This is a genomic window from Micrococcus sp. 116 (assembly GCF_902506395.1).
Classification (GTDB): Bacteria; Actinomycetota; Actinomycetes; order Actinomycetales; family Micrococcaceae; genus Micrococcus; species Micrococcus luteus.
Genome location: NZ_LR732370.1, coordinates 546,926 through 568,154 on the forward strand (window position 1 = coordinate 546,926; position 21,229 = coordinate 568,154).

General features: G+C 74.0%; 17 protein-coding genes, 1 tRNA gene and 2 riboswitches. Of the genes, 8 read left to right on the plus strand and 10 right to left on the minus strand.

Translation table 11 applies throughout. From position 1 onward, the window contains the following. Positions 1–19 precede the first annotated feature (19 nt). Positions 20–448 (plus strand): HIT family protein, encoded by a 429-nt coding sequence (locus tag CITRIK5_RS02585; protein WP_060974188.1) that lies wholly within the window; start codon positions 20–22, stop codon positions 446–448. A 24-nt stretch (positions 449–472) separates the two neighbouring features. Here CITRIK5_RS02585 and hrpA read toward each other — a convergent pair whose 3' ends face one another. Further along, positions 473–4,576, minus strand: coding sequence for an ATP-dependent RNA helicase HrpA (hrpA, locus tag CITRIK5_RS02590; RefSeq protein WP_060974187.1), 4,104 nt, complete (start codon positions 4,574–4,576; stop codon positions 473–475). 97 nt (positions 4,577–4,673) lie between these two features. On the opposite strand from hrpA, the gene putP reads away from it, so the two are divergent. Together putP and CITRIK5_RS02600 are read left to right on the plus strand one after the other, a co-directional pair. Then, positions 4,674–6,308: a sodium/proline symporter PutP gene (gene putP, locus CITRIK5_RS02595; protein ID WP_060974186.1), complete on the plus strand. Its 1,635-nt coding sequence runs from the start codon at positions 4,674–4,676 to the stop codon at positions 6,306–6,308. Then, positions 6,305–6,898: a 2'-5' RNA ligase family protein gene (locus CITRIK5_RS02600; RefSeq protein ID WP_127445977.1), complete on the plus strand. Its 594-nt coding sequence runs from the start codon at positions 6,305–6,307 to the stop codon at positions 6,896–6,898. The genes putP and CITRIK5_RS02600 overlap by 4 nt, the downstream gene beginning before the upstream one ends. Positions 6,899–7,047: 149 nt before the next feature. On the opposite strand, the gene CITRIK5_RS02605 is transcribed toward CITRIK5_RS02600, so the two are convergent. The 7 genes from CITRIK5_RS02605 to CITRIK5_RS02635 all read right to left on the minus strand — a co-directional run bounded on the left by CITRIK5_RS02605 (position 7,048) and on the right by CITRIK5_RS02635 (position 15,611). After that, positions 7,048–8,463 (minus strand): NAD-dependent succinate-semialdehyde dehydrogenase, encoded by a 1,416-nt coding sequence (locus CITRIK5_RS02605; protein ID WP_144826045.1) that lies wholly within the window; start codon positions 8,461–8,463, stop codon positions 7,048–7,050. A 63-nt stretch (positions 8,464–8,526) separates the two neighbouring features. After that, the gene (locus CITRIK5_RS02610; protein ID WP_020624982.1) at positions 8,527–9,276 is read right to left on the minus strand and encodes a DNA-3-methyladenine glycosylase I; all 750 of its coding nucleotides are present in this window, start codon (positions 9,274–9,276) and stop codon (positions 8,527–8,529) included. Positions 9,277–9,381: 105 nt separating this feature from the next. Beyond that, entirely contained in the window at positions 9,382–10,053 is a 672-nt protein-coding gene (locus tag CITRIK5_RS02615; protein ID WP_101965573.1) for an ABC transporter ATP-binding protein, read from the minus strand. Further along, positions 10,053–11,189 (minus strand): hypothetical protein, encoded by a 1,137-nt coding sequence (locus CITRIK5_RS02620; RefSeq protein ID WP_236557130.1) that lies wholly within the window; start codon positions 11,187–11,189, stop codon positions 10,053–10,055. Before CITRIK5_RS02620 ends, CITRIK5_RS02615 begins: the two co-directional genes overlap by 1 nt. Then, on the minus strand, positions 11,186–12,106 hold the full coding sequence (locus tag CITRIK5_RS02625; RefSeq protein ID WP_159833019.1) for a hypothetical protein: 921 nt from the start codon (positions 12,104–12,106) through the stop codon (positions 11,186–11,188). The genes CITRIK5_RS02620 and CITRIK5_RS02625 overlap by 4 nt, the downstream gene beginning before the upstream one ends. A gap of 370 nt (positions 12,107–12,476) precedes the next feature. Further along, on the minus strand, positions 12,477–14,282 hold the full coding sequence (thiC, locus tag CITRIK5_RS02630) for a phosphomethylpyrimidine synthase ThiC (protein ID WP_036341386.1): 1,806 nt from the start codon (positions 14,280–14,282) through the stop codon (positions 12,477–12,479). Beyond that, positions 14,279–14,393: riboswitch (TPP riboswitch) on the minus strand. (Overlaps the previous gene by 4 nt.) A 60-nt stretch (positions 14,394–14,453) precedes the next feature. Further along, the gene (locus tag CITRIK5_RS02635) at positions 14,454–15,611 is read right to left on the minus strand and encodes a hypothetical protein (protein WP_098093179.1); all 1,158 of its coding nucleotides are present in this window, start codon (positions 15,609–15,611) and stop codon (positions 14,454–14,456) included. A 73-nt stretch (positions 15,612–15,684) separates the two neighbouring features. Between CITRIK5_RS02635 and thiD the strand changes: the two genes are divergently transcribed. Next, the gene (gene thiD / locus CITRIK5_RS02640; protein ID WP_159833021.1) at positions 15,685–16,524 is read left to right on the plus strand and encodes a bifunctional hydroxymethylpyrimidine kinase/phosphomethylpyrimidine kinase; all 840 of its coding nucleotides are present in this window, start codon (positions 15,685–15,687) and stop codon (positions 16,522–16,524) included. 196 nt (positions 16,525–16,720) lie between these two features. Here thiD and CITRIK5_RS02645 read toward each other — a convergent pair. Both CITRIK5_RS02645 and thiE read right to left on the minus strand, forming a co-directional pair. Next, positions 16,721–16,793, minus strand: a tRNA-Arg gene (locus tag CITRIK5_RS02645). 86 nt (positions 16,794–16,879) lie between these two features. Continuing rightward, positions 16,880–17,623: a thiamine phosphate synthase gene (thiE, locus tag CITRIK5_RS02650; protein ID WP_159833023.1), complete on the minus strand. Its 744-nt coding sequence runs from the start codon at positions 17,621–17,623 to the stop codon at positions 16,880–16,882. Between the two features lie 21 nt (positions 17,624–17,644). Beyond that, a riboswitch (TPP riboswitch) is annotated at positions 17,645–17,775 on the plus strand. On the opposite strand from thiE, the gene CITRIK5_RS02655 reads away from it, so the two are divergent. From CITRIK5_RS02655 to moeB, 4 genes are all read left to right on the plus strand, one after another. Then, positions 17,769–18,938 (plus strand): FAD-dependent oxidoreductase, encoded by a 1,170-nt coding sequence (locus CITRIK5_RS02655; protein ID WP_036316589.1) that lies wholly within the window; start codon positions 17,769–17,771, stop codon positions 18,936–18,938. (Overlaps the previous riboswitch by 7 nt.) Next, positions 18,935–19,177 (plus strand): sulfur carrier protein ThiS, encoded by a 243-nt coding sequence (gene thiS / locus CITRIK5_RS02660; RefSeq protein WP_041105270.1) that lies wholly within the window; start codon positions 18,935–18,937, stop codon positions 19,175–19,177. Before CITRIK5_RS02655 ends, thiS begins: the two co-directional genes overlap by 4 nt. Positions 19,178–19,180: 3 nt before the next feature. Further along, complete coding sequence (locus tag CITRIK5_RS02665; RefSeq protein ID WP_159833025.1) at positions 19,181–19,999, plus strand: thiazole synthase; 819 nt, start codon at positions 19,181–19,183, stop codon at positions 19,997–19,999. Then, positions 19,996–21,192: a molybdopterin-synthase adenylyltransferase MoeB gene (gene moeB, locus CITRIK5_RS02670; RefSeq protein WP_159833027.1), complete on the plus strand. Its 1,197-nt coding sequence runs from the start codon at positions 19,996–19,998 to the stop codon at positions 21,190–21,192. Before CITRIK5_RS02665 ends, moeB begins: the two co-directional genes overlap by 4 nt. The last annotated feature ends 37 nt before the right edge of the window (positions 21,193–21,229 follow it).

Consider the following 21,229-nt stretch of genomic DNA (forward strand, 5'->3'; position numbering starts at 1 on the left):
ACCCCCAGGAGGACCCCCCATGGCCACCGTCTTCAGCAGGATCGTCGCCGGCGAGCTGCCCGCCCGCTTCGTGTGGCAGGACCAGACGTGCGTCGCGTTCCTGTCCGCCGCACCGCTCCAGCCGGGGCACACGCTCGTGGTGCCCCGTGAGGAGGTGGACGAATGGGTGGAGGTCGACCCGGCGCTGGTCACGCACCTGACGACGGTCGCCCAGCAGATCGGCAAGGCGCAGGTGGCGGCGTTCTCCGCGCGCCGGGCCGGGCTCATGATCGCCGGCTACGAGATCCCGCACCTGCACGTGCACGTGTGGCCCTCCACCTCGCTCGCCGACTTCGACCTGGCCCGCGTGGACAACGCCCCCGATCCGGCAGACCTGGACGACGCCGCCGCCCGCCTCCGCGCGGCCCTGCGGGACCTGGGCCACGGCGAGGTCGTCCCGCAGGACTGACGGCCCGCGCCGCCCGGACCCGGCTCAGGCGCGCGTGGCACGGGCGAGCGCCTGACGCACCCGCTTCTCGGAGACCGAGACCGCCGTGCCCAGCTCCTGGGCGAAGAACGAGACGCGCAGCTCCTCGATGAGCCAGCGCACCCGCTCCAGCTCCGCGGGCACGGGCGTGCCCGCGAACCGGGCGCGGTGGGCCGCGACGGCGGCGTCGAACTCGTCCTCGAGCCCCTGCACGACCGCCATGTGCTGCCCGTCGCGCTGCAGGTGGCCGCCGGCGTCCAGCCGGTCCATGCGCGTCAGCATGCCCTGCAGGTAGCGCGGCAGGTGCTGCAGCCGCTCCCAGCCCGTGGCGGCCACGAAGCCGGGGAACACGAGCTGCTCGAGGTGTGCCTTCACGTCCGACAGCGCCGGTGCGAGGGCGAGCGAGACCGAGCCCTTGAGCCGGCGTCGCACCTGCGCGGCCCGGGAGAGCACCTGCTCCACCAGGGACGTGACGGCGAAGACCGTGTCGATCAGGTCGGCCCGCACCCGGTCGAACAGGGCGCGGAACGCGGCCTCGTCGAACGGCAGCTCGTCCCCGACGAGACGGTCCACGGCGGCCTGGGTGCAGTCCGCGACGAGGGAGTCCACCGAGCCGTGCGGGTTCTGGGTGAAGGTGAGCTTCTCCCTGTTGTCCAGGTGGTCCAGCACGTAGCGCTGGGGGCTGGGCAGGGTGGCCAGCAGCAGCCGGATCACCCCGGCCCGGTGCCAGGCCGCCTGGTCCTCCGCGGACCGGGCCACGGTCAGGCCGGCCGCGGGGCCGCCGTCGGGCGTGGTCTCGGGCACCAGGCTCGGGTAGCCCGTGATGGCGGGGCCGCGCGCCCCGGCCGCGGTGGAGACGGCCTTCGGCACCGTGCCGATGCTCCACGAGGTCAGCCCGTGCCGCTCCTCGAAGGCCGGCGTCGCGCCGGACCGCCCGGGGCCCTCCGGGCGACGGCGTCCCTCGGCCCCAGCCCGCGCGTCGGCCTGGGCACGGCCGCCGCGGCCCTTGCCGCGCGGCCCCGGCCGGGCCGAGACGGGGTCGTCGGTGCCGGCGAGCCGGGCGGCGATCGCGGAGCGGTTGGCCTGCGCGAGCCGGGCCTGCAGCGCGGGCAGGTCCTGGCCGGCGCCCATCACGGCGCCGCGGGCGTCCACGACGCGGTAGTCCATCCGCAGGTGCAGGGGCACCGCGTCCGGGGCCCACAGTCCGGGCTCCACCACCACGCCGCGCACCCGACGCACGGCCGCGGACAGCGCCTCCGGCAGCTCGTCCCGCAGCGGGTCGGCGTGGGCCTCGAGGTCCGCCACGAGCTGCTGGGCCACGTCCGGGGCGGGCACGAGGTTCTTGCGCACCGCCTTGGGCAACGCCTTGATGAGGGCGGTGACGAGCTCGACCCGCAGGCCGGGGACCAGCCATGCGAAGGGGCCGGGGGAGACCTGGTTGAGCAGCAGGATCGGCACGGCCACGGTCACGCCGTCGGTGCCGGCCGCGCCGGTCGGGTCGAACGTGTACTCGAGGTCGAGCTCCACGTCGCCGCCGGGCATCGGATACGCGAACGTGGTGGGGAACGCGTCGGTGTCCAGGTCCTCGGCGTCGGCGGTGAGCAGGGCGGCGACGTCGAGGTCCAGCAGGTCCGGCTGCTCCTGGCGTGCCTTCTTCCACCACGCGTCGAAGTGCCGCTCGGAGACGACGTTCGCCGGGATCCGCGCGTCGTAGAAGGCGAACAGGTCCTCGTCCCCGATCCGCAGGTCGCGGCGGCGCAGGCGCGTCTCGAGGGCGTCGACCTCCTCGAGCGCGGCCCGGTTGCGGGCGAAGAACCGGTGGCGCGTGCGCCAGTCGCCCTCCACGAGGGCGTGCCGGATGAACAGCTCGCGGGAGAGCACCGGGTCGATGCGGCCGTACCGGACCGAGCGGTCCGGGATCAGGGTGACACCGAACAGCGTCACCTTCTCGCGGGCGACGACGGAGCCCGCCCGCCGCGACCAGTGCGGCTCGTTGTAGGCCCGCTTGACGAGGTGGCCGGCGACCTCCTCGGCCCACTCCGGCTCGATCCGGGCCACCGTGCGCGCCCACAGCCGCGAGGTCTCCACGAGCTCGGCTGCCATGACGAACGGGTGGCGCTTCTTGAACAGGGCGGAGCCGGGGAACACGGCGAAACGGGTGCCGCGGGCGCCCGCGTACTCGCGACGGCGCTCGTCGTAGGCGCCGATCTGCGAGAGCAGGCCCGTGAGCAGGGACTTGTGCACCGCCTCGTGCCGGCCCACCGGGTCCACGGGTCCGGCCTCGACGGTGAGGCCCACGTCCTTGGCGAGCTGGCGCAGCTGGCGCACCAGGTCCTGCCACTCCTGCACGCGCAGCCAGTTGATGTGCTCACGGCGGCACAGCTTCCGGAACTGGGAGCCGGAGAGCTCCTGCTGCCGTTCGCGCAGGTACGCCCACAGGTTCAGGATCGCGGAGAAGTCCGAGTTCTCGTCCGCGAACCGGCGGTGCAGCTCGTCCGCGGCCTCACGCTGCTCCGTGGGGCGCTCGCGGGGGTCCTGGATGGTCAGGGCCGCGGCGATCACCATGACCTCCCGGACGCAGCCGCGCTCACCGGCCTCCAGGATCATGCGGCCCAGCCGCGGGTCCACCGGCAGTCGGGCCAGGCGGCGTCCGACCCGGGTGATGGTGCCCGCGCGGGCGCCGCCGGCCTCGAGCGCGCCGAGCTCGGTGAGCGTGGTGGCGCCGTCGGTGACCTGTCGGCCGTCCGGGGGCTGGACGAAGGGGAACTCCTTGACGTCGCCCGGGGTGCGGGCCACACCGAGGGACAGCATCTGCAGGATCACCGAGGCCAGGGAGGTGCGCAGGATCTCCGGGTCCGTGAACTCGGGGCGGGAGAGGTAGTCCTCCTCCGAGTACAGGCGGATCGCGATGCCGTCCGAGGTGCGGCCGGACCGGCCCGCGCGCTGGTTCGCGCTGGCCTGGGAGACGCGCTCGATCGGCAGGCGCTGCACCTTGGTGCGGTGCGAGTACCGCGAGATGCGCGCGGTGCCCGTGTCGATCACGTACTTGATGCCCGGCACGGTCAGGGAGGTCTCGGCGACGTTCGTGGCCAGCACGATCCGCCGGCGCACCCCGGCCCCGGCGCGGCCGAACACGCGGTGCTGCTCCGCCATGGACAGGCGGCCGAACAGCGGCAGGATCTCCGTGCCGGCCAGGCGCGTGGTGCCGGCGACGACGCCGGTCAGGTGGTCCGCGGCCTCGCGGATCTCCCGCTCGCCCGGCAGGAACACGAGGATGTCACCCGGCGGCTCGGCGGCCAGCTCGAGGACGGCGTCGCCGATCGCGTCGAGGGGGTCGCGGGTCTCGGCGGCATCGTCCGCGTCGTCCTCGGGGTCGTCCGGGGAGGGCTCGTCGGTCAGCGGCCGGTACCGGATCTCGACGGGGTAGGTCCGCCCCGAGACCTCGATGATCGGCGCCGGGACCACGCGGCCGCCGTCGTCGGCCTCCACCGCGTCCGCATGGTCCTCGCCCTCGGCCAGCGGCCGACCGAAGTGCCGGGCGAAGCGCTCCGGGTCGATGGTGGCCGAGGTGATGATCACCTTCAGGTCCGGGCGCTGGGGCAGCAGGTTGCGCAGGTAGCCCAGGAGGAAGTCGATGTTGAGGCTGCGCTCGTGGGCCTCGTCCACGATGATCACGGAGTAGCGGCGCAGCTGCGGATCGTGGGGGATCTCGGCCAGCAGGATGCCGTCCGTCATGACCTTGACCCGGGTGGCCTTCGAGGTCTGCGCCGTGAAGCGGACCTGGTAGCCGACCGTCTGCCCGATCTCCTCGCCCAGCTCGTGTGCGATGCGCTCGGCCACGGAGCGGGCGGCGATGCGCCGGGGCTGGGTGTGGCCGATCGAGCCGGCCTCCCCGAGCCCGAGGGCCAGGCACATCTTCGGCAGCTGCGTCGTCTTGCCCGAACCGGTCTCACCCGCGACGATCACCACCTGGTGGTCGCGGATCGCGGCCATGATCTCCTCACGGCGCTCCGCCACCGGCAGGTGTTCGGGGAACGTGATCGCGGCGGCGTCGTGGGGCGTCGCCGACGGCTGCGCGGCGGGCGTGGAGGGCGGGGGAGTCTGCGTCATGACGGCCTCCATCCTAGGCGCGCGGGGGCCCGGGCCGACCCGGACGGGGCGAATCCGGGACTGGGGCTGAGAGTCCGGATGTGATTCTCTGGAGCCCATGGACACGAACACCGTCTCCCTGCTAGCGGCGATCGGCCTCTATTTCCTCGCGATGATCGCGATCGGCCTGTACGCCTCCCGCAAGAACACCGACCTCGACGACTACATGCTCGCCGGACGCGACATGAAGCCGTCCGTCGCGGCGCTCTCCGCGGGTGCGTCCGACATGTCCGGGTGGCTCCTGATGGGCCTGCCCGGCGCGATCTACGCCGCGGGCCTGGTCGAGGGCTGGATGGCGGTCGGCCTGACCGTGGGCGCGTGGGTGAACTGGCGCGTGGTCGCCCCCCGCCTGCGCTCCTACACCGAGGTGGCCGGGAACTCGATCACGATCCCGTCCTTCCTCGAGAACCGGTTCAAGGACCGCACGCACATCCTGCGGATCGTGGCCGGCCTGATCATCCTCGTGTTCTTCACCTTCTACGTCTCCTCGGGCATGGTGGCCGGCGGCAAGTTCGTCGAGTCGACCTTCGGCCCCGACTCCTTCTACGCCCAGGGCATCAGCATCAACTACCTCACCGGCATGCTCGTGGTGGCGGGCATCACGGTGCTCTACACCCTGTTCGGCGGCTTCCTCGGCGCCTCGCTGACAGATGTGGCCCAGGGCATCCTCATGTTCCTCTCCCTGCTGGCCGTGCCCATCGTCGTGATCCTGACCATGGGCGGCTGGGACGCCGTCGTCGAGGGCATCCGCGCCGCCGACGCCGCCGGCGGCGGAGTGAACCACTTCTCGATGTTCGAGAACGCGACGCTGATCGGCGTCCTGTCCTCCCTCGCCTGGGGCCTGGGCTACTTCGGCCAGCCGCACATCATCGTCCGCTTCATGGCCCTGCGCACCCCGCACGACGCGGCCGTCGCCCGGCGCGTCGGCATCGGCTGGATGGCGCTGTCCGTGTTCGGCGCCGTGATGGTCGCCCTCGTCGGCATCGCCTACTTCCAGGCCAACCCCGGCACCACGCTCGAGGACCCGGAGACCGTGTTCCTCGTGCTGGCCTCGATCATGTTCCACCCGTTCGTGGCCGGCCTGGTGCTGGCCGCCGTCCTCGCCGCGATCATGTCCACGCTCTCCTCGCAGCTGATCGTGTGCTCCTCCGCCCTGGTGGAGGACCTCTACATGCTGCGCGGGCGCACCGGGTCCCCGACGTTCACCCTGTGGCTCGGCCGCATCGGCGTGCTGGTGGTGGCGCTCGTGGCGGGTCTGCTCGCCCTCAACCCGGACTCCTCCGTGCTCGAGCTCGTCTCCTTCGCGTGGGCCGGCTTCGGCGCCGCCTTCGGCCCCGTGATCCTGCTCGCCCTGTACTGGCCGCGGTTCACCTCGTGGGGGGCGATGGCCGCCATGGTCACCGGCGCCGCCGTCGCCTGGTTCTGGTCCGAGGCCAGTGCCGAGACGTGGGAGTGGTTCGGCCTGTACGAGCTGCTGCCGGGCTTCGTCGCCGCCCTCCTGGTGGGTGTGGTGGTGTCCCTCGTGACCCAGCGCTCGCGCCGTGTGCAGCGGCGGATCGACGCCGAGTTCACCGGCGCGATCGACATCGTGGCCGGCCGCGAGCCGCACCCGGACGTGGCCCCGGCCGCCATGACGCGGGACGCCGCCGGGGGCTCGACCGCAGCCGCCGCGGATCCGCGCGCGCAGGCGTGAGGCTCTTCCTCGCGATCCGTCCGCCGAGGGCCGCGCTCGACCACCTCGAGCCGGCCCTCGACGGCGTCCGGGACCGGGCCGGGCGCGTGCTGCGCTGGACCGAGCCGGAGCAGCGGCACCTGACGCTGGCGTTCCACCCGGAGGTGCCCGCCGGCGCCGTGGACGACGTCGTCACCGAAGCCGGCCGTATCGCGGTGGGACATGCCCCGCTGGACCTGCACCTGGCCGGAGCGGGGGAGTTCTCCCACCGCACGCTCTGGGTGGGGGTGGGCGGGCAGGTCCGGGAACTCGGCGCGCTTCTGGCGGAGCCCTGGCTAGCCGACGACGACGGCCAGGACCGCCGGCGTGCCCATCTCACCGTGGCGCGGGTCTCGGGGGCCGCGCCCCGACCTCGGGGTCGGAGGCGGGGCGAGCCCCGTCCGCCGGCACCGGCCACCGTCCTGCTGGCCGAGGCCGTGCACGCGCTCACGGTGTACCGCGGGCCGCAGTGGACCGCCGACGAGGTCGAGGTCGTGGCGTCCCGGCTCGGCGAGGGCCGCTCCGGCGGGCCGCTGCACGAGGTGCTGGCGACCGTCCCGCTGCGCGGCTGAGGGGCCGACGAGCAGGCCCGAACGAACAGAGTGGTCACGACATGCCGCCACCGGACTCCGGTGACGGCATGTCGTGACCACTCTGCGTGCCTCAGGCGGCCGACGGGGCGGCCGGAGCGGGAGACCCGTCCGGCCGACCCGGCCCGGGGTCAGCCCTCCAGCGGGCCCTGCACCGCGTAGAGGCGCTTGTTGGCGAACTCGTCCACGGCCATGGGGCCGAGCTCGCGGCCGAAGCCCGAGCGCTTCACGCCGCCGAAGGGCAGGTTCGCGCCGGCGGCGGAGGCGAGGTTCACGTTCGCCATGCCCACCTCGAGCTGGTCGGCCACGCGCTTGGCCTCGTCCAGGTCCGTGGAGAACACGGCGCCGCCGAGACCGTACTGGGAGTCGTTGGCCAGGGCCACGGCCTCCTCGGCCGAGGACACCTTGTAGACCACGGAGGCCATGCCGAACAGCTCCTGCGTGTAGGCGGGGTTCTCCTGGTCCACGTCCGTGATCACGGCCGGGGAGACGTAGAAGCCCTCGCCCTCGGGGCCGGAGACGCGCTCGCCGCCCACGTGGACGGTGGCGCCGGCCTCCTTGGCCGCGGCGATCTGCTCGGCGAGCCCGTCGGCCGCAGACTCGGAGGACAGCGGGCCGTAGACGTCGGCGTCGCGCGAGGTCGGGTCGCCGGGCTTCATCTCCGAGGAGCGCTGGACCAGCTCGTCCACGAAGTCGTCGTAGAGGTCCTCCATGACGATCATGCGCTTGTTCGAGTTGCAGGCCTGGCCCCAGTTGCCCATCCGGGTGGCCAGTGCGTCGCGGGCGGCGGCGCGGGCGTCCGGCGCGGAGAGCACGATGTACGGATCGGAGCCGCCGAGCTCGAGCACGACCTTCTTGAGGTGCCGGCCGGCCTGCTCGGCGACGGTGGCGCCGGCCCGCTCCGAACCGGTGAGGGACACGCCCTGCACGCGCGGATCGGCGATGATCGTGGAGATCTGGTCGTGGGTGGCGAACACGTTCTGGTACACGCCCTCCGGGAGCCCGGCTTCGGTGAAGAGCTCTTCCAGCAGCTGCGCCACCTGCGGGTTGATCTCGGCGTGCTTGAGCAGGATGGTGTTGCCCAGCACGAGGTTCGGCGCCACGAAACGGGCCACCTGGTACACCGGGAAGTTCCACGGCATGATCCCCAGCAGCGGGCCGAGCGGCAGCCGCTGGATGAACGCCTCCTGCCCGGAGAACTGCTTGATCGGCTGGTCCGCGAGCAGCTCCTCGGCCTCGTCCGCGTAGTACCCGAAGATCTGGGCGCCGTAGCGCACCTCGCCGACTGCCGCGCCGAGGGACTTGCCCATCTCCGTGGTGATCAGCGCGGCGATGTCCTTGGAGCGCTCGGCCAGCAGCTCGGAGATCCGCTTCACGACGGCGGCGCGCTCGGCCACCGACTTCCGGGACCACTGCTCGTAGGCGGCCTGCGAGGCGTCGAGGGCGTCGGCGATCTGCTGATCCGTGGCGTTGTCGAAGGACTTCAGCAGCTCCCCGGTGGCCGGGTTGATCGTGCGGTAGCCCTGAGAGGCGGAGGTGGTGGTCATCAGTCGTCACCCTTTCGTGTGGACGTCCTGCGTTGAGCTCCCCATCCTGCCGGAGGCCCCCGCTCACTCCCAGATCCCGGACGCCCCTCTTCGCCACGAGCCGAGAAGGTGGGTGTCCACGACCCCGGCGGCCTCCATCAGGGCGAAGCACGTGGTCGGCCCCACGAATCGGCAGCCGTGCGCCTTCAGCGCCCTCGCGAGCGCGCGCGACTCCTCCGAGGCCGAGGGGACCTGCGCCACCGTCTCCGGCCGTGGGGTCGCGGCAGGCTGGTGCGCCCAGACCAGCCCCGCCAGACCGCGGGCCGGCCGGTCGCCGTCGCCGTGCCAGGCGGGGCCCGCGCCGGGGGAGCCCGGGTGCAGCGGGGTGAACCGCTCGCCGCGCATCCCGACGACGGCCTGCGCGTTCGCGATCGCCGCCTCGATCTTGCGCCGGTTCCGGATGATGCCGGGGTCCGCCAGCAGCGCCTCGACCTCCGCGTCCCCGAACGCCGCGACGGCGTCCGCGTCGAAGCCCGCGAACACCTCCCGGAACCGGGGCCGCTTGGCCAGGACGGTCCGCCAGCTCAGGCCCGACTGGAACGCCTCGAGGACGAGGCGCTCGAACAGGCCCCGCTCGTCCGTGACGGGCAGGCCCCACTCCGTGTCGTAGTACTCCCGCAGCAGCGGATCCCGTGCCGCCCACGGCGGGCGGGCCCGCCCGTCCTCACCCACGACGACGCCACTCGGCGGCGCCTGTCGCCCGTCGGCCGGTGGATCCTCGGCGAGGGTGGAGACGGGGGCGGGGAGGCCGTCGTCGGCGTGGTGCGCGCTCATGCATCCGAGCCTAGGAGCGGCCCCGGACATCCGGAACCGGAACGCGACGCCCGGGGACGCCACGCCGTCTGCGGACACCTGTGCAGGAGGCACGGCCGGACCTCGTCACTCGAGCCGCCCGGCCCGCAGCCGCCACGTGTGGTCGCACCGGGCCGCCACGGCGGGGTCGTGCGTGACGACCACGATCGCCCGCTCCGGCTGGGACATGGAGCGGAAGAGCCCCATCACCTCGTCGGTGCGCTCCTCGTCCAGGGCGCCCGTCGGCTCGTCGGCGAGCAGCAGGGAGGGCCCCATGATCACGGCCCGGGCGATGGCCACGCGCTGGCGCTCGCCGCCGGAGAGCCGGCCGACGGGGTGGTGGAGACGGTCTCCGAGCCCGAGGCGCGTCAGAAGCTCGGCGGCCATGGTGCGGCGCTCCCGCTTCGAGGTGCGCGGCCGCGCGTAGAGCAGCGGCAGGGCCGCGTTGTCCACGGCGGTCGCCCGATCGATGAGCAGATGGTCCTGGAGCACGATGCCGCACGTCCGGTTCCGGTAGGCGTCGCCGTCGGACGACCACGGTGCCGGCAGGCTCCGCCCGGCCACACGGATGCTCCCGGCGTCCGGTGTGTCAAGGCAGGCGAGGAGCCGCAGCAGGGTCGACTTGCCGGACCCGGAGGGTCCCATGATCGCGTGGACGCCGCCCCCGGGGACCTGGAGCGAGACGCCGCGGAGCACGGGGACATCCCCGGCGGGGCCGCGGTAGGAGCGGTGTACGTCGTGCACGGTGAGCAGGGACATCACACGGTCCTTTCGACGAGTGCCGCCGTGCGGACGGCCCGGTGCAGCTGGCGGAGGGGATGACGGGTGCACGCAGCGGCGATCGCCAAGACGACCGCCAGCCCGACCACGACGACGGCAGGCGCCGGACGCAGTCCGCCCGCTTCCGAGGCGATGCCGAGGCCGAGCAACGATCCGAGCACGGCCGGAATGCCCCATACCGCGGCCACGGATGTGGCGATCCGGAGCCGGATCAGTCGTCTGGGCGCCCCGACCGTCAGGTGCGCCAGCCACGTGGGCGTGAGTCGACGGGTCATGGTCGTCAGGAGGCTCACCACCGTCACGACGGCGCTGGCAAGCCCGGCGGTGTAGGCGGTGACCATGAGCGCGGCACCGCGGGCTTCTCGGGCGATCGGAGACCTGGCCGAGGCGATCGGGGCCAACTCGGCGACCACGCCCGTCTCGTCCTCGAGGACGTCGAGTGCCGCTCTCACCTCGGAGGCCGCGTCCTGGCATGCCACGACGGAACCGTAGACCGCCGCGAGCTGGGCCGGTTCGATCAGGCCGGCCATGGTCGTCGTGCTGGTGACGATGACGGGCGACTCACCCAGGGGCCAGAGGGATCCGTCGGCCCGCGGCGCGGCCGCGTCCCCGGGGAGTGGGCCGGCATAGCTGTGGGGTGTGGACCCCACGTACACGGTGCCGCCCGGTGCCCCGGAGGTGATCGCGGCGGGAGCGAAGTACACACCCTCGGCGGGACTGACGGCAGCAGCGGCGCCGAACTCCCGGGCCAGACCAGGCGTGGCGATGACCGCCCCCTGCAGCCGGGGGTCCTCGATTCCGATGGCGTCCGTCACGAGGAAGGCACGGGGGTCGACTCCGTCGACATGGGCGGCGAACGCCCGGGAGACGGTGTCGACGGCGCGGGGGTGGAGGTCGGTCGTGACGGCGGGGTCCAGGATCCTGGTTGCCACCAGGCCCGACGACTCGGCGTCCTCGAGCACCTCGAGCGCCGTGGTCACTCCGCCGGCGACGCCCAGGGCCAGTCCGAACACGACCGACGCCACGGTCGTGTGCAGCAGGGACAGGAACAGCAGTCCGGGCGTGTCGAACAGGTCGCGGAGGCCGTCCGCAACGGCCCGCATGGCTGCCGTCATGCGTGTGCCCTTCGGACCCAGAGGGTGGACAGGGTCGTGCCGAGGATGAGGATGGCGTCCACGACGAGCACGGCGGACCAGAGGAGAGCGGTGTCGCCGGTGAGACCGATCTCCGCGTCCCACCGGGGCCATGCCACGAGCCAGACTCCGCCGGCACTCGCGGCGGCGGTCGTCCAGGCGACCATGGCGGGCCGGACACCGAGCCGGGCCGCTCGCAGTGGGGAGGCACCGACGAGGCGGTGCGAGGTGACGGCAGGGAGCAGTCGACTGCGCAGGGTCGTGCGCCAGACGACCTGTGCGCCCAGCAGGGCGAAGCCGACGGTCACGGCGAGCAGGGGCACATGGACACTGCGTCGCATCGCTGCCTCCCACGGCGGCGGGAGCGGGACGACGTCGACGACGACACCGGCCCGCCGCAGCGATTGGACGAGCTCGTCGACCTGGGCCGGTGAGCCGCCGATCACGCCGGCAAGGGACGAACTGTCGGTGGAGAGGAACGGGACCAGGAGGTCTGCTTCGGTGGCGCGATCCGGCGCGGAGGAGAGGTCTCGGACGACGACCCGATCGACGTCCGGCCAGCTCAGTTCGCCCGCAGCGGCACGTGCGGCAAAGGGGGAGGTGCTGGGGACGACCGCGGTCGGGGCGACGCCATCCGGGAGCACGTCCAGAGCAGGTCGGCCGGCGAGGGCAGTCACGTGGGGGCTCGTGGACGTGGCCGCAGAGCCGGAGTCCGGTCCCGTCAGCGACGTCCGGATCATGGGCCAGGCCTCGCCAGCGGGGAATGCCGAGATCTCGTACACCGTGCCGTCCATGCGCCAGCGTTCCTCCTTCTCCACCCCGACGTAGGACGCGAGGAGCGCTGCTGTTCCGAGCGTGATCAGGAGAAGGAGGAATCTCGAGACGAGCATCCGGGTCATCACGGCTGGCCCGAGGAGAGCTGAGCGGCTGGATGATGCCTCACCTGGGAAGCGCCCCTGGGGTGCGGACCGGCGGGGTCATGTCGACTTTCACGTCATATTCCATCCACTCAATTCCTGTGGGCGAATGGGACACGCATCACAGGGGCCTGACGGAATAGTGAGCCCAGTGTGTGTGTGAGTCAAGAGGCATCACCACTCGATCGACCACCGAGCGCACTGCCCCGTCCGTGGGGCCGCGCCTTCGCCGTCCCGGAGGGCCTTGTCCTGGCGATCGCGTCATGACCTGGTGGCGGCCCTCAGGTCATGACGCGATCGTCAGGTGGCGCAGGGGCGGGCCATCCCGCCCCACCTCACCCCGCGTCCGGCCTCAGGCGTCCGAGGCGGTGCGGATCGTCGGCTCGGGCAGGTACACGGACCCGCCGGCGGCCCGGAACTCCGCGGACTTCGCGGCCATGCCGGCCTCGGCGATCCGCGCCTGCTCGGACGCGCCGCCGAACTCGCTGCGGATGTCCTGGCTGATGCGCATGGAGCAGAACTTCGGCCCGCACATCGAGCAGAAGTGGGCGGTCTTGGCGGGCTCGGCCGGCAGCGTCTCGTCGTGGTACTCCTCGGCGAGCTGCGGATCCAGGCCGAGGCCGAACTGGTCGCGCCAGCGGAACTCGAAGCGCGCCTTGGACAGCGCGTCATCGCGGTCGCGGGCGCCGGGGTGGCCCTTGGCGACGTCGGCGGCGTGCGCGGCGATCTTGTAGGTGATCACGCCCGTCTTCACGTCGTCCCGGTCCGGCAGGCCCAGGTGCTCCTTGGGCGTGACATAGCAGAGCATCGCGGTGCCGTAGCGGGCGATCTCGGTGGCGCCGATGGCCGAGGTGATGTGGTCGTACGCCGGGGCGATGTCCGTGACGAGGGGGCCGAGCGTGTAGAACGGGGCGCCCTTGCACAGCTCCTGCTGGCGCTCCACGTTCTCCCGCACCAGGTGCAGCGGGATGTGGCCGGGGCCCTCCACCATGACCTGGACGTCGTACGCCCACGCCCGCTCCGTCAGCTCGGCGAGCGTGTCGAGCTCGGCGAACTGGGCGGCGTCGTTGGCGTCCGCCACGGAGCCCGGCCGCAGGCCGTCGCCCAGGGAGAACGCGACGTCGTAGCGCGCGAAGATCTCGCAGAGCTCGTCGTAGTTCTCGTAGAGGAAGTTCTCCTTGTGGTGGCCCAGGCACCAGCCGGCCATGATCGAGCCGCCGCGGGAGACGATGCCGGTCACGCGGTCCGCGGACAGCGGCACGTGGCGCAGCAGCACGCCGGCGTGCACGGTCATGTAGTCCACGCCCTGCTCGCACTGCTCGATCACGGTGTCGCGGAAGATCTCCCAGGTCAGGGCCTGGTGGTCGCCGCCGACCTTCTCGAGGGCCTGGTAGATCGGCACGGTGCCGATCGGCACGGGGGAGTTGCGCAGGATCCACTCGCGGGTGGTGTGGATGTCGTCGCCCGTGGACAGGTCCATCACGGTGTCCGCGCCCCAGCGGGTGGCCCACTGCAGCTTCGAGACCTCCTCGGCGATCGACGACGTCACCGCCGAGTTGCCGATGTTCGCGTTGACCTTCACGGCGAACGCCTTGCCGATGATCATCGGCTCCGACTCGGGGTGGTTCACGTTCGCCGGGATGATGGCGCGGCCGGCCGCGACCTCGGAGCGCACCAGCTCCACGTCCACGCCCTCGCGCAGGGCGACGTAGCGCATCTCCGGGGTGATCTCGCCGCGCCGGGCGTAGTGCATCTGGGTGACGCGCGCGCCCTCCTTGGCGCGCAGCGGGGGGCGGCGCTCGCCGGCCCACTCCTGTGAGGCGGCGCCGCGGCGCACGGCCGAGCGGCCGTCGTCGAGCAGGTCGCGCTCGCGGCCCTCGTACTCCTCGACGTCGCCGCGGGCGCGGATCCACTCGGCGCGCTGGGCCGGCAGGCCGCGCTCGGGCACGGAGCCCGGGCCCATGGTGCGGTAGACGGTCAGGGGCGCGTTGGGCGTGCCGTCGGGGGAGTCGTCCTGGTGGACCTCGGTGACGGGCACGCGGATGCCGTGCTCGGCGTCCTCGAGCCATCCCAGACGGTGCGTGGGGTAGTTCTCCTCGGCGACGACCTCGGCCGTCGACTCGGCTGCGGGCAGGGGGGTGCGCTCGGAAACGGACATGGCCGCGGCTCCTTCTTCCTTCGCCGGAATGACCCGGACAGGTTCAGACGGTCTCCGGGCGGCGTCAGCCCGGTCTCAGCCCCGTGCCGTGGGGCTCCCGTGGGATGCGAGCGACCCTAGCACGTCCCCCGCGAGGCCTCACCGCCGCCGTCCGGCCATGCGGCCGGGCGCTCAGGCGCGCGCCGCGCGGGCCGCCCGGCGGCGCACCGTGGTGCGCTCGACGATCCACGTCACGACCAGCATCACGATGATGACGATGCCGGCGTAGCCGAGGACGGGGTAGACGGTGCCCACGAGGTCGGAGAAGCCGACGCTCGAGAGCAGGGTGGCGGCCAGGGCCGTGACGACGGCGATGACCCAGCCCGGCACGCGGCGCATCGAGGACAGCAGGGCGATGCGCTCCACCCCGCCGTACAGGCACGAGACCGCCGTCGTGAACTGCGCCAGCAGCAGGACGACCGTGTACAGCAGGGCGGCCCAGCCGCCGATCATCGCGGCCAGCTCGACCATGGGCAGCTCGGCGCGGCCGATGAGCTGGGCGTGGGCGGTCATCGCGGCCATCACCGCGCCGGCCATCACCACGAGGCCCAGGGCCCCGAGCCCGGCCCCGGCGACGAGGGAGCGGCCCGACGAGGAGCTCTCCTCGCCGATCGGGGCGAGCACCGCGTAGGCCAGCTGGATGTTGAAGGCCACGTACAGCACGCCCGAGAGCCACCACTGGTTGATCAGCGGGGACGAGGTCACGAGCGCGGCGACGTCGTCCACCGCGGCCCCCGGGTTCGCCAACCCCCACACCGCGACGCCGACGGCGACCACGATGATCAGGGGGACCACCACGGCCTGGACGCGCACGAGGCCCGTGATGCCGGCCAGCACCGAGACCACGCAGACGGCGGCCATCACCAGCGAGCCCACGAGCGAGGGCAGCCCGAACGCGGTGTGCACCGCCGCCCCGGCCCCGGCCAGCATGATCACCAGCGTCCCCAGCAGGGACGTGGTGATGCACAGGTCCGCGAACCAGGTGGGCACGCGCGACGTCGTGGGGTTCACGATCCGGTGGATGTCCGTGGTCCGCAGCTTCTGCGCCAGCCGCAGCACGATCACCGCGAGCAGGAAGAACAGCGCGCCGGCGATCACGAGCGCCCCCGTGCCGCCCCAGAGGCCGAAGCTCACGAAGTACTGCAGGATCTCGTTGCCCGAGGCGTACCCGGCGCCGATGGTGGTGCCGATGAACGTGGCGGCGATCCCGAGCGGGGAGGTCGGCCGCAGCGGCGCCGACTCCTCGGCTCGGCCGGGGTGCGCGGGAGAGCTCTCTGTGACGTGGGACATGCGACTACATTCTCATGGGCGGGATCGGCCCGGCCCGGGCGGCCGATCCGCCCCGACCCGAAGGAGCCCCCGCATGACCTCCGCCGTCCCCCGTGTGCTCAGCATCGCCGGCTCCGACTCCGGCGGCGGCGCCGGTGTCCAGGCCGACCTGAAGACCATCGCCGCGTGGGGCGGCTACGGGATGACCGCGATCACCGCGATCACCGCCCAGAACACGCAGGGCGTGCAGGCCGTCCACCCGCTGCCGGTGGACGTGGTGCGCGCCCAGCTCGACTCGGTCGCCGCCGACATCGCCGTGGACGCCGTGAAGATCGGCATGCTCGGCACGGTGGAGCTCATGCGGGCCGTCGCCGGCTGGCTCGAGGAGACCCGGCCCGCCGTCGTCGTGCTGGATCCGGTCATGGTGGCCTCGAGCGGGGACGCCCTCACCGCGGTGGGCGACGACGACGGGCGCGCCGCGTGGGCCCGGCTGCTGCGGGTGGCGCACCTGGTGACACCCAACCTGCCCGAGCTGGCCCGGCTGACCGGGCGGGACGCGACGGACTGGGACGCCGCCCTCGACGCCGCGCGGGGCCTGGCCGCCGAGCACGACGTGACGGTCCTGCTCAAGGGCGGGCACCTGGACGAGGCCGCAGCGGCGGAGGTGCCGGACGCCGTCGTGCGCGTGGACGGGGCTGTGCACGAGGTGCGCGGCCCGCGCGTGACGACCCGCGCCTCGCACGGCACCGGCTGCACCCTCTCCTCGGCCCTGGCCACGCTGGCCGGGGCGGGCCTGAGCTGGGAGGACGCACTCGAGCGGGCCAAGCCGTGGCTGGCCGACGCGATGCGGGCGGGGGAGGCGCTCGCGGTCGGGGACGCCTCGCGGCCGACGTGGCACGGGCCCGTCGACCATGGTCATGCGCAGCGGGGCTGAGGGCGGGACCTCCGGGCTTCGACACGTTCGAGGCGGGAAATCCGGCGAATACGCACCTCGGGACGTCCCATGAGGTCGATTTCCCGCCTCGAATGCCGGTGACCCGGACCTCCCGCTCCGCTCGAGCGTCCGGGTCCGCAGAACGCAGAAGAGCCGGACCACCGTGTCGCCACGGGGGTCCGGCTCTGTTCGCTCGTGCCCCCGGCAGGATTCGAACCTGCGGCCTTCTGCTCCGGAGGCAGACGCTCTATCCCCTGAGCTACGGAGGCGGGGGTCGCGACGCGTCGAGCGCGTTGCGGACTCGTCGACTCTACACCATCAGGACGGCCCGTCCGTGACCTCCCCGCGGGGCGCGTCAGCCGGGCAGGCCCGCGCGCAGGGTCCGGGCCGCGGCCTCGGGGTCCTCGGCCTGCGTCACGGCGCGGACCACCACGATCCGTTCCGCCCCGGCCGCGCGGACCTCGGGCAGCCGGTCCGCGTCGACGCCGCCGATGGCGAACCACGGCCGCGCCCCCGCCGGGTCCTCCGCGTCCAGGCGTGCGGCGAGGGTCGGCAGTTCCAGTCCGACGGCGGCCCGGCCCGGCTTCGTGGGCGTCACCCACACCGGCCCCGTGCAGAAGTAGTCCAGGCCGTCCTCCGCGCGGGCGCCGCGCACCTGCGCCTCGGTGTGGCACGAGCGGCCGAGCACCACGTCCGGGCCCAGCAGGGCGCGGCACTGCGCGGTGGTCAGGTCGGTCTGGCCCGTGTGGAACACGTCCACCCCGGCCAGGGCGGCGACGTCGGCGCGGTCGTTGGCGGCCGAGAGCGCCCCGTGCTCCCGGGCCAGCGGGACGAGCGTGGCGAACGCGGCCAGCTCGACCGCCACGTCCACGGCCTTGTCCCGCACCTGGATCACGTCTACTCCGCCGCGGAACGCCGCCGCGCAGAAGTCGGCGAACGCGGCCGTGTCGAGCGTGCCGTCCGGGCGCAGGAACCGCTGCAGGTCGGTGCAGACGTACAGCCGGGAGGCGGCGAGGCGGGCGCGGCGGCGCGCGCCGGGGCCGGTGCCGCCGTCGTCGCGGCCGGCCGCGGTCATCAGGAGCGGATCGGGGGAGTGCATGCGCCCACTGTGGCAGACTGGCCGCTGTTCCATGGGAGCCCGGGCCGCACACGCCGGGCTGAGAGGGCCGCAGGGGCGCACCGCGCCGGCGCGGCCGACCATCACCACTCGATGCGGGTCATGCCGCCGTGAGGAGGACCGGTCCGTGCACGTGGCCGTCGTCGGGGCCGGGATCATCGGCCTCACCGCCGCCGTGCGTCTGCGTGCCGCAGGCCACGCCGTCACCCTGATCGCCCCCGAGCTGGACGCCGCCGGGCGCCCGCACGCCGTGGCCGGGGCCACCCACGCCGCGGCGGGGATGCTCGCGCCGCTCGCCGAGACCCAGTTCAGCCAGGACGACCTCGCCCCGCTGCTGCAGGCCGGCTGGGAGGCCTACCCGGCCCTCGTGGACCTGCTCGCCGCCTTCACCGATGTGGAGACGGGCTTCCTCGCACAGGGCGCCTGGATCGTGGCCGCGGACCCCTCGGACGCCCGCGCCTGGGACCACGTGCTCGAGCACGCCTCGATCCTCGGTCGCCGGGTCGAGCCCGTCTCCGTCCGCGCGCTGCGCCGCGCCGAGCCCGCCCTGGCCCCGGGCCTGGCCGCCGGCTTCGACGCCCCGGACGACCATCAGGTGGACCCGCGACGGCTCGCCGCCGCCTGCGTCGCCGCCCTGCGCGCCGAGACCGGACCCGACGGCGGCCCGCTCCCGGTCGGCGCCGGACCCGCCGCCCGGTTCGTGGCCGGACGCGTCACCGCCGCCGGCCCGGAGGGCGAGGGGGTGCGCCTCACGCTGGCCGACGGGGGCGTCCTCACCGCCGACGGCGCGGTCCTCGCCGCGGGCCTGGGCCACCGCGGGATCGGCGGCGCGGCCACCGCCGTCGAGGTCCCGCTGCGCCCCGTCCACGGCGACGTGCTGCGTCTGCGGGTGCGCCCCGAGCAGCTGCTGCCGGGGGAGTCGCACCTGATCACCCGCACCGTCCGCGGCCTCGTCCACGGGCGCCAGGTCTACCTCGTGCCCCGCGCGGACGGCACCCTCGTGGTCGGCGCCTCGGCCCGCGAGGACGGCCTGGCCGGCACCTCCGCCGGGGCCGTGCTGGACCTGCTCGCCGACGCCGCCGCGATCCTGCCCGCCGTCCGCGAGTGCGAGCTGGTCGAGATCACCACCGCCGCCCGCCCCGGCACCCCCGACGACGCCCCGCGCGTGCTCGCCGTGCCCGAGGCTCCGGGCGCCGTCGTCGCCACCGGCTTCCACCGTCACGGGATCCTGCTCGCCCCCTGGGCGGCCGGGCGGATCCTCGAGCTGCTGCACGCCCGCCTGAAGGAGATCGCATGAGCACCCTCCCCCTGACCCTCAACGGAGAGCCCGCCGAGCTGGCCGTGGCCACCGTCCGCGACGTCGTCGCGCACGTCACCGGGCGCGCGATCGGCGAGGACGGCGCCGCCGCGGATGGGCGGCGGCTCGGCGTGGCCGTGGCGGTCGGCGGCGAGGTCGTGCCCCGGTCGGCCTGGGCCACCCGGGAGCTGGCCGCCGGGGACGAGGTCGACGTCGTCACCGCGGTGCAGGGGGGCTGAGCGATGGCCGAGCACCGCACCCCGCCCGCCGCCCCCGCGATCCCGCCGCTGCGGATCGGCGGCTACGACCTGGCCTCCCGGCTCATCATGGGCACGGGCGGCATCACCGACCTGACCGCCCTCGAGGGCGCCCTCGTCGCCTCCGGCACCACGCTCACCACCGTGGCGCTGCGCCGCTGGTCCGCGGACACCCGTGACGGCCTGGTCGCGCTGCTGGACCGCCTCGGCATCGACGTGCTGCCCAACACCGCCGGCTGCTACACCGCCCGGGACGCCGTGCTCACCGCCCGGCTCGGCCGGGAGGCGCTCGAGACCGACCTCGTGAAGGTCGAGGTCATCGCCGATGAGCGCACCCTGCTGCCCGACGTCGTCGAGACCCTCGAGGCCACCGAGCGGCTCGCCGCCGACGGCTTCACCGTCCTGGCCTACACCTCGGACGACCCCGCCATGGCGCTGCGCCTCGAGCAGGCCGGCGCCGCCGCCGTCATGCCGCTGGGCTCGCCGATCGGCTCGGGGCTGGGCATCCTCAACCGCGCACACCTGGAGCTGATCGTCTCCCGCGCCTCCGTGCCGATCGTGCTCGACGCCGGCGTGGGCACCGCCTCGGACGTCGCCCTGGCGATGGAGGCCGGCTGCGACGCCGTGCTCGCCGCCTCCGCCATCACCCGCGCCGCCGAGCCCGCCCGCATGGCCCACGCGTGCCGGCTCGCGCTCGAGGCGGGCTTCCGCGCCCGCCGTGCCGGGCGCATCCCGCGCCGCGAGCACGCCCTGGCCTCCTCGCCGATGGCCGGGCGGGTCACGGCCGAGGAGGACGAGCGGTGACCGCCGCCCTGGACCCCGCCGCCCGCGAGCCCCGCGACCTCACCGCACTGTCCGACACCCAGCTCGAGCGCTTCGCCCGCCACCTGAGCCTGGACGGCTTCGGCCCCGAGGCCCAGCTGGCGCTGCTGCGCTCCCGCGTCCTCGTGGTCGGCGCCGGCGGCCTCGGGGCGCCCGTGCTGACCTACCTCGCCGCCGCGGGCGTGGGGGAGGTCCACGTGATCGACGACGACATGGTGGACCGCTCCAACCTGCACCGCCAGGTGATCCACGCCGAGGCGGACCTCGGCCGTCCCAAGACCGCCTCCGCCGCCGCGACGATGCGCGGCCTGCACCCCGAGGTGCGCGTGGTCGAGCACCGCGAACGCCTGACCGCGGCCAACGCGCTCGAACGGGTCGGCGGCGTGGACCTCGTGCTCGACGGCACGGACAACTACGCGACCCGCTACCTCGTGGCCGACGCGTGCGAGATCGCCGGCGTGCCCGTGGTGTGGGGCGCGATCCTGCGGTTCGCGGGGCAGGTGAGCGTGTTCGCCCCGGGCGGGCCGCTGTACCGGGACGTGTTCCCGGAGCGGCCCGAACCCGGCGAGGTGCCCTCGTGCGCGCAGGCCGGAGTGCTCGGGGTGCTGCCCGGGATCATCGGCTCCCTCATGGCGGCCGAGGCGATCAAGCTGCTCTCCGGGGTGGGTGAGCCCCTGGTCGGGCGGCTGCTCTCCGTGGACGCCCTGACGATGCGCTTCCGTGAGCTGCGGCTCGTGCCCGACCCCGAGCGGACCCCCGTGACGGACCTGTCCGCCCACGCGGACCAGGCCCCCCGCCCGGACGACGCCGGCGCCCCCGGCTCGGCGGAGGCGTGCGGCGCCGCGGGCGGGGAGATCGCCCCCGCCGCGCTGGCCGCCCTGCTCGCCGACCCCGCCCGGGCCGCGTCCCTCACCCTGCTCGACGTCCGCGAGGACTGGGAGCGGCGCCTGCGCCGCGTCGAGGCCCCCGCGGCGGTGGCCGATCGACACGTCCCGCTCGAGGCCGTCCTCGCGGAGCCGGCGGCCCACGCGCCCGGGCAGGACCGCGTCCTGGTGGTCTACTGCGCCGCCGGAGCCCGCTCGGCCCGGGCGCGGGACGCCGTCGTCGGGGCCGACCCGGGCGCCGGCGGGCGCGTCCTGTCCCTCGCCGGCGGCCTCGCCGCCTGGCCCGCCTGACCCCCACCCCGACGAACCCTGCGAGATGGCCCCCACC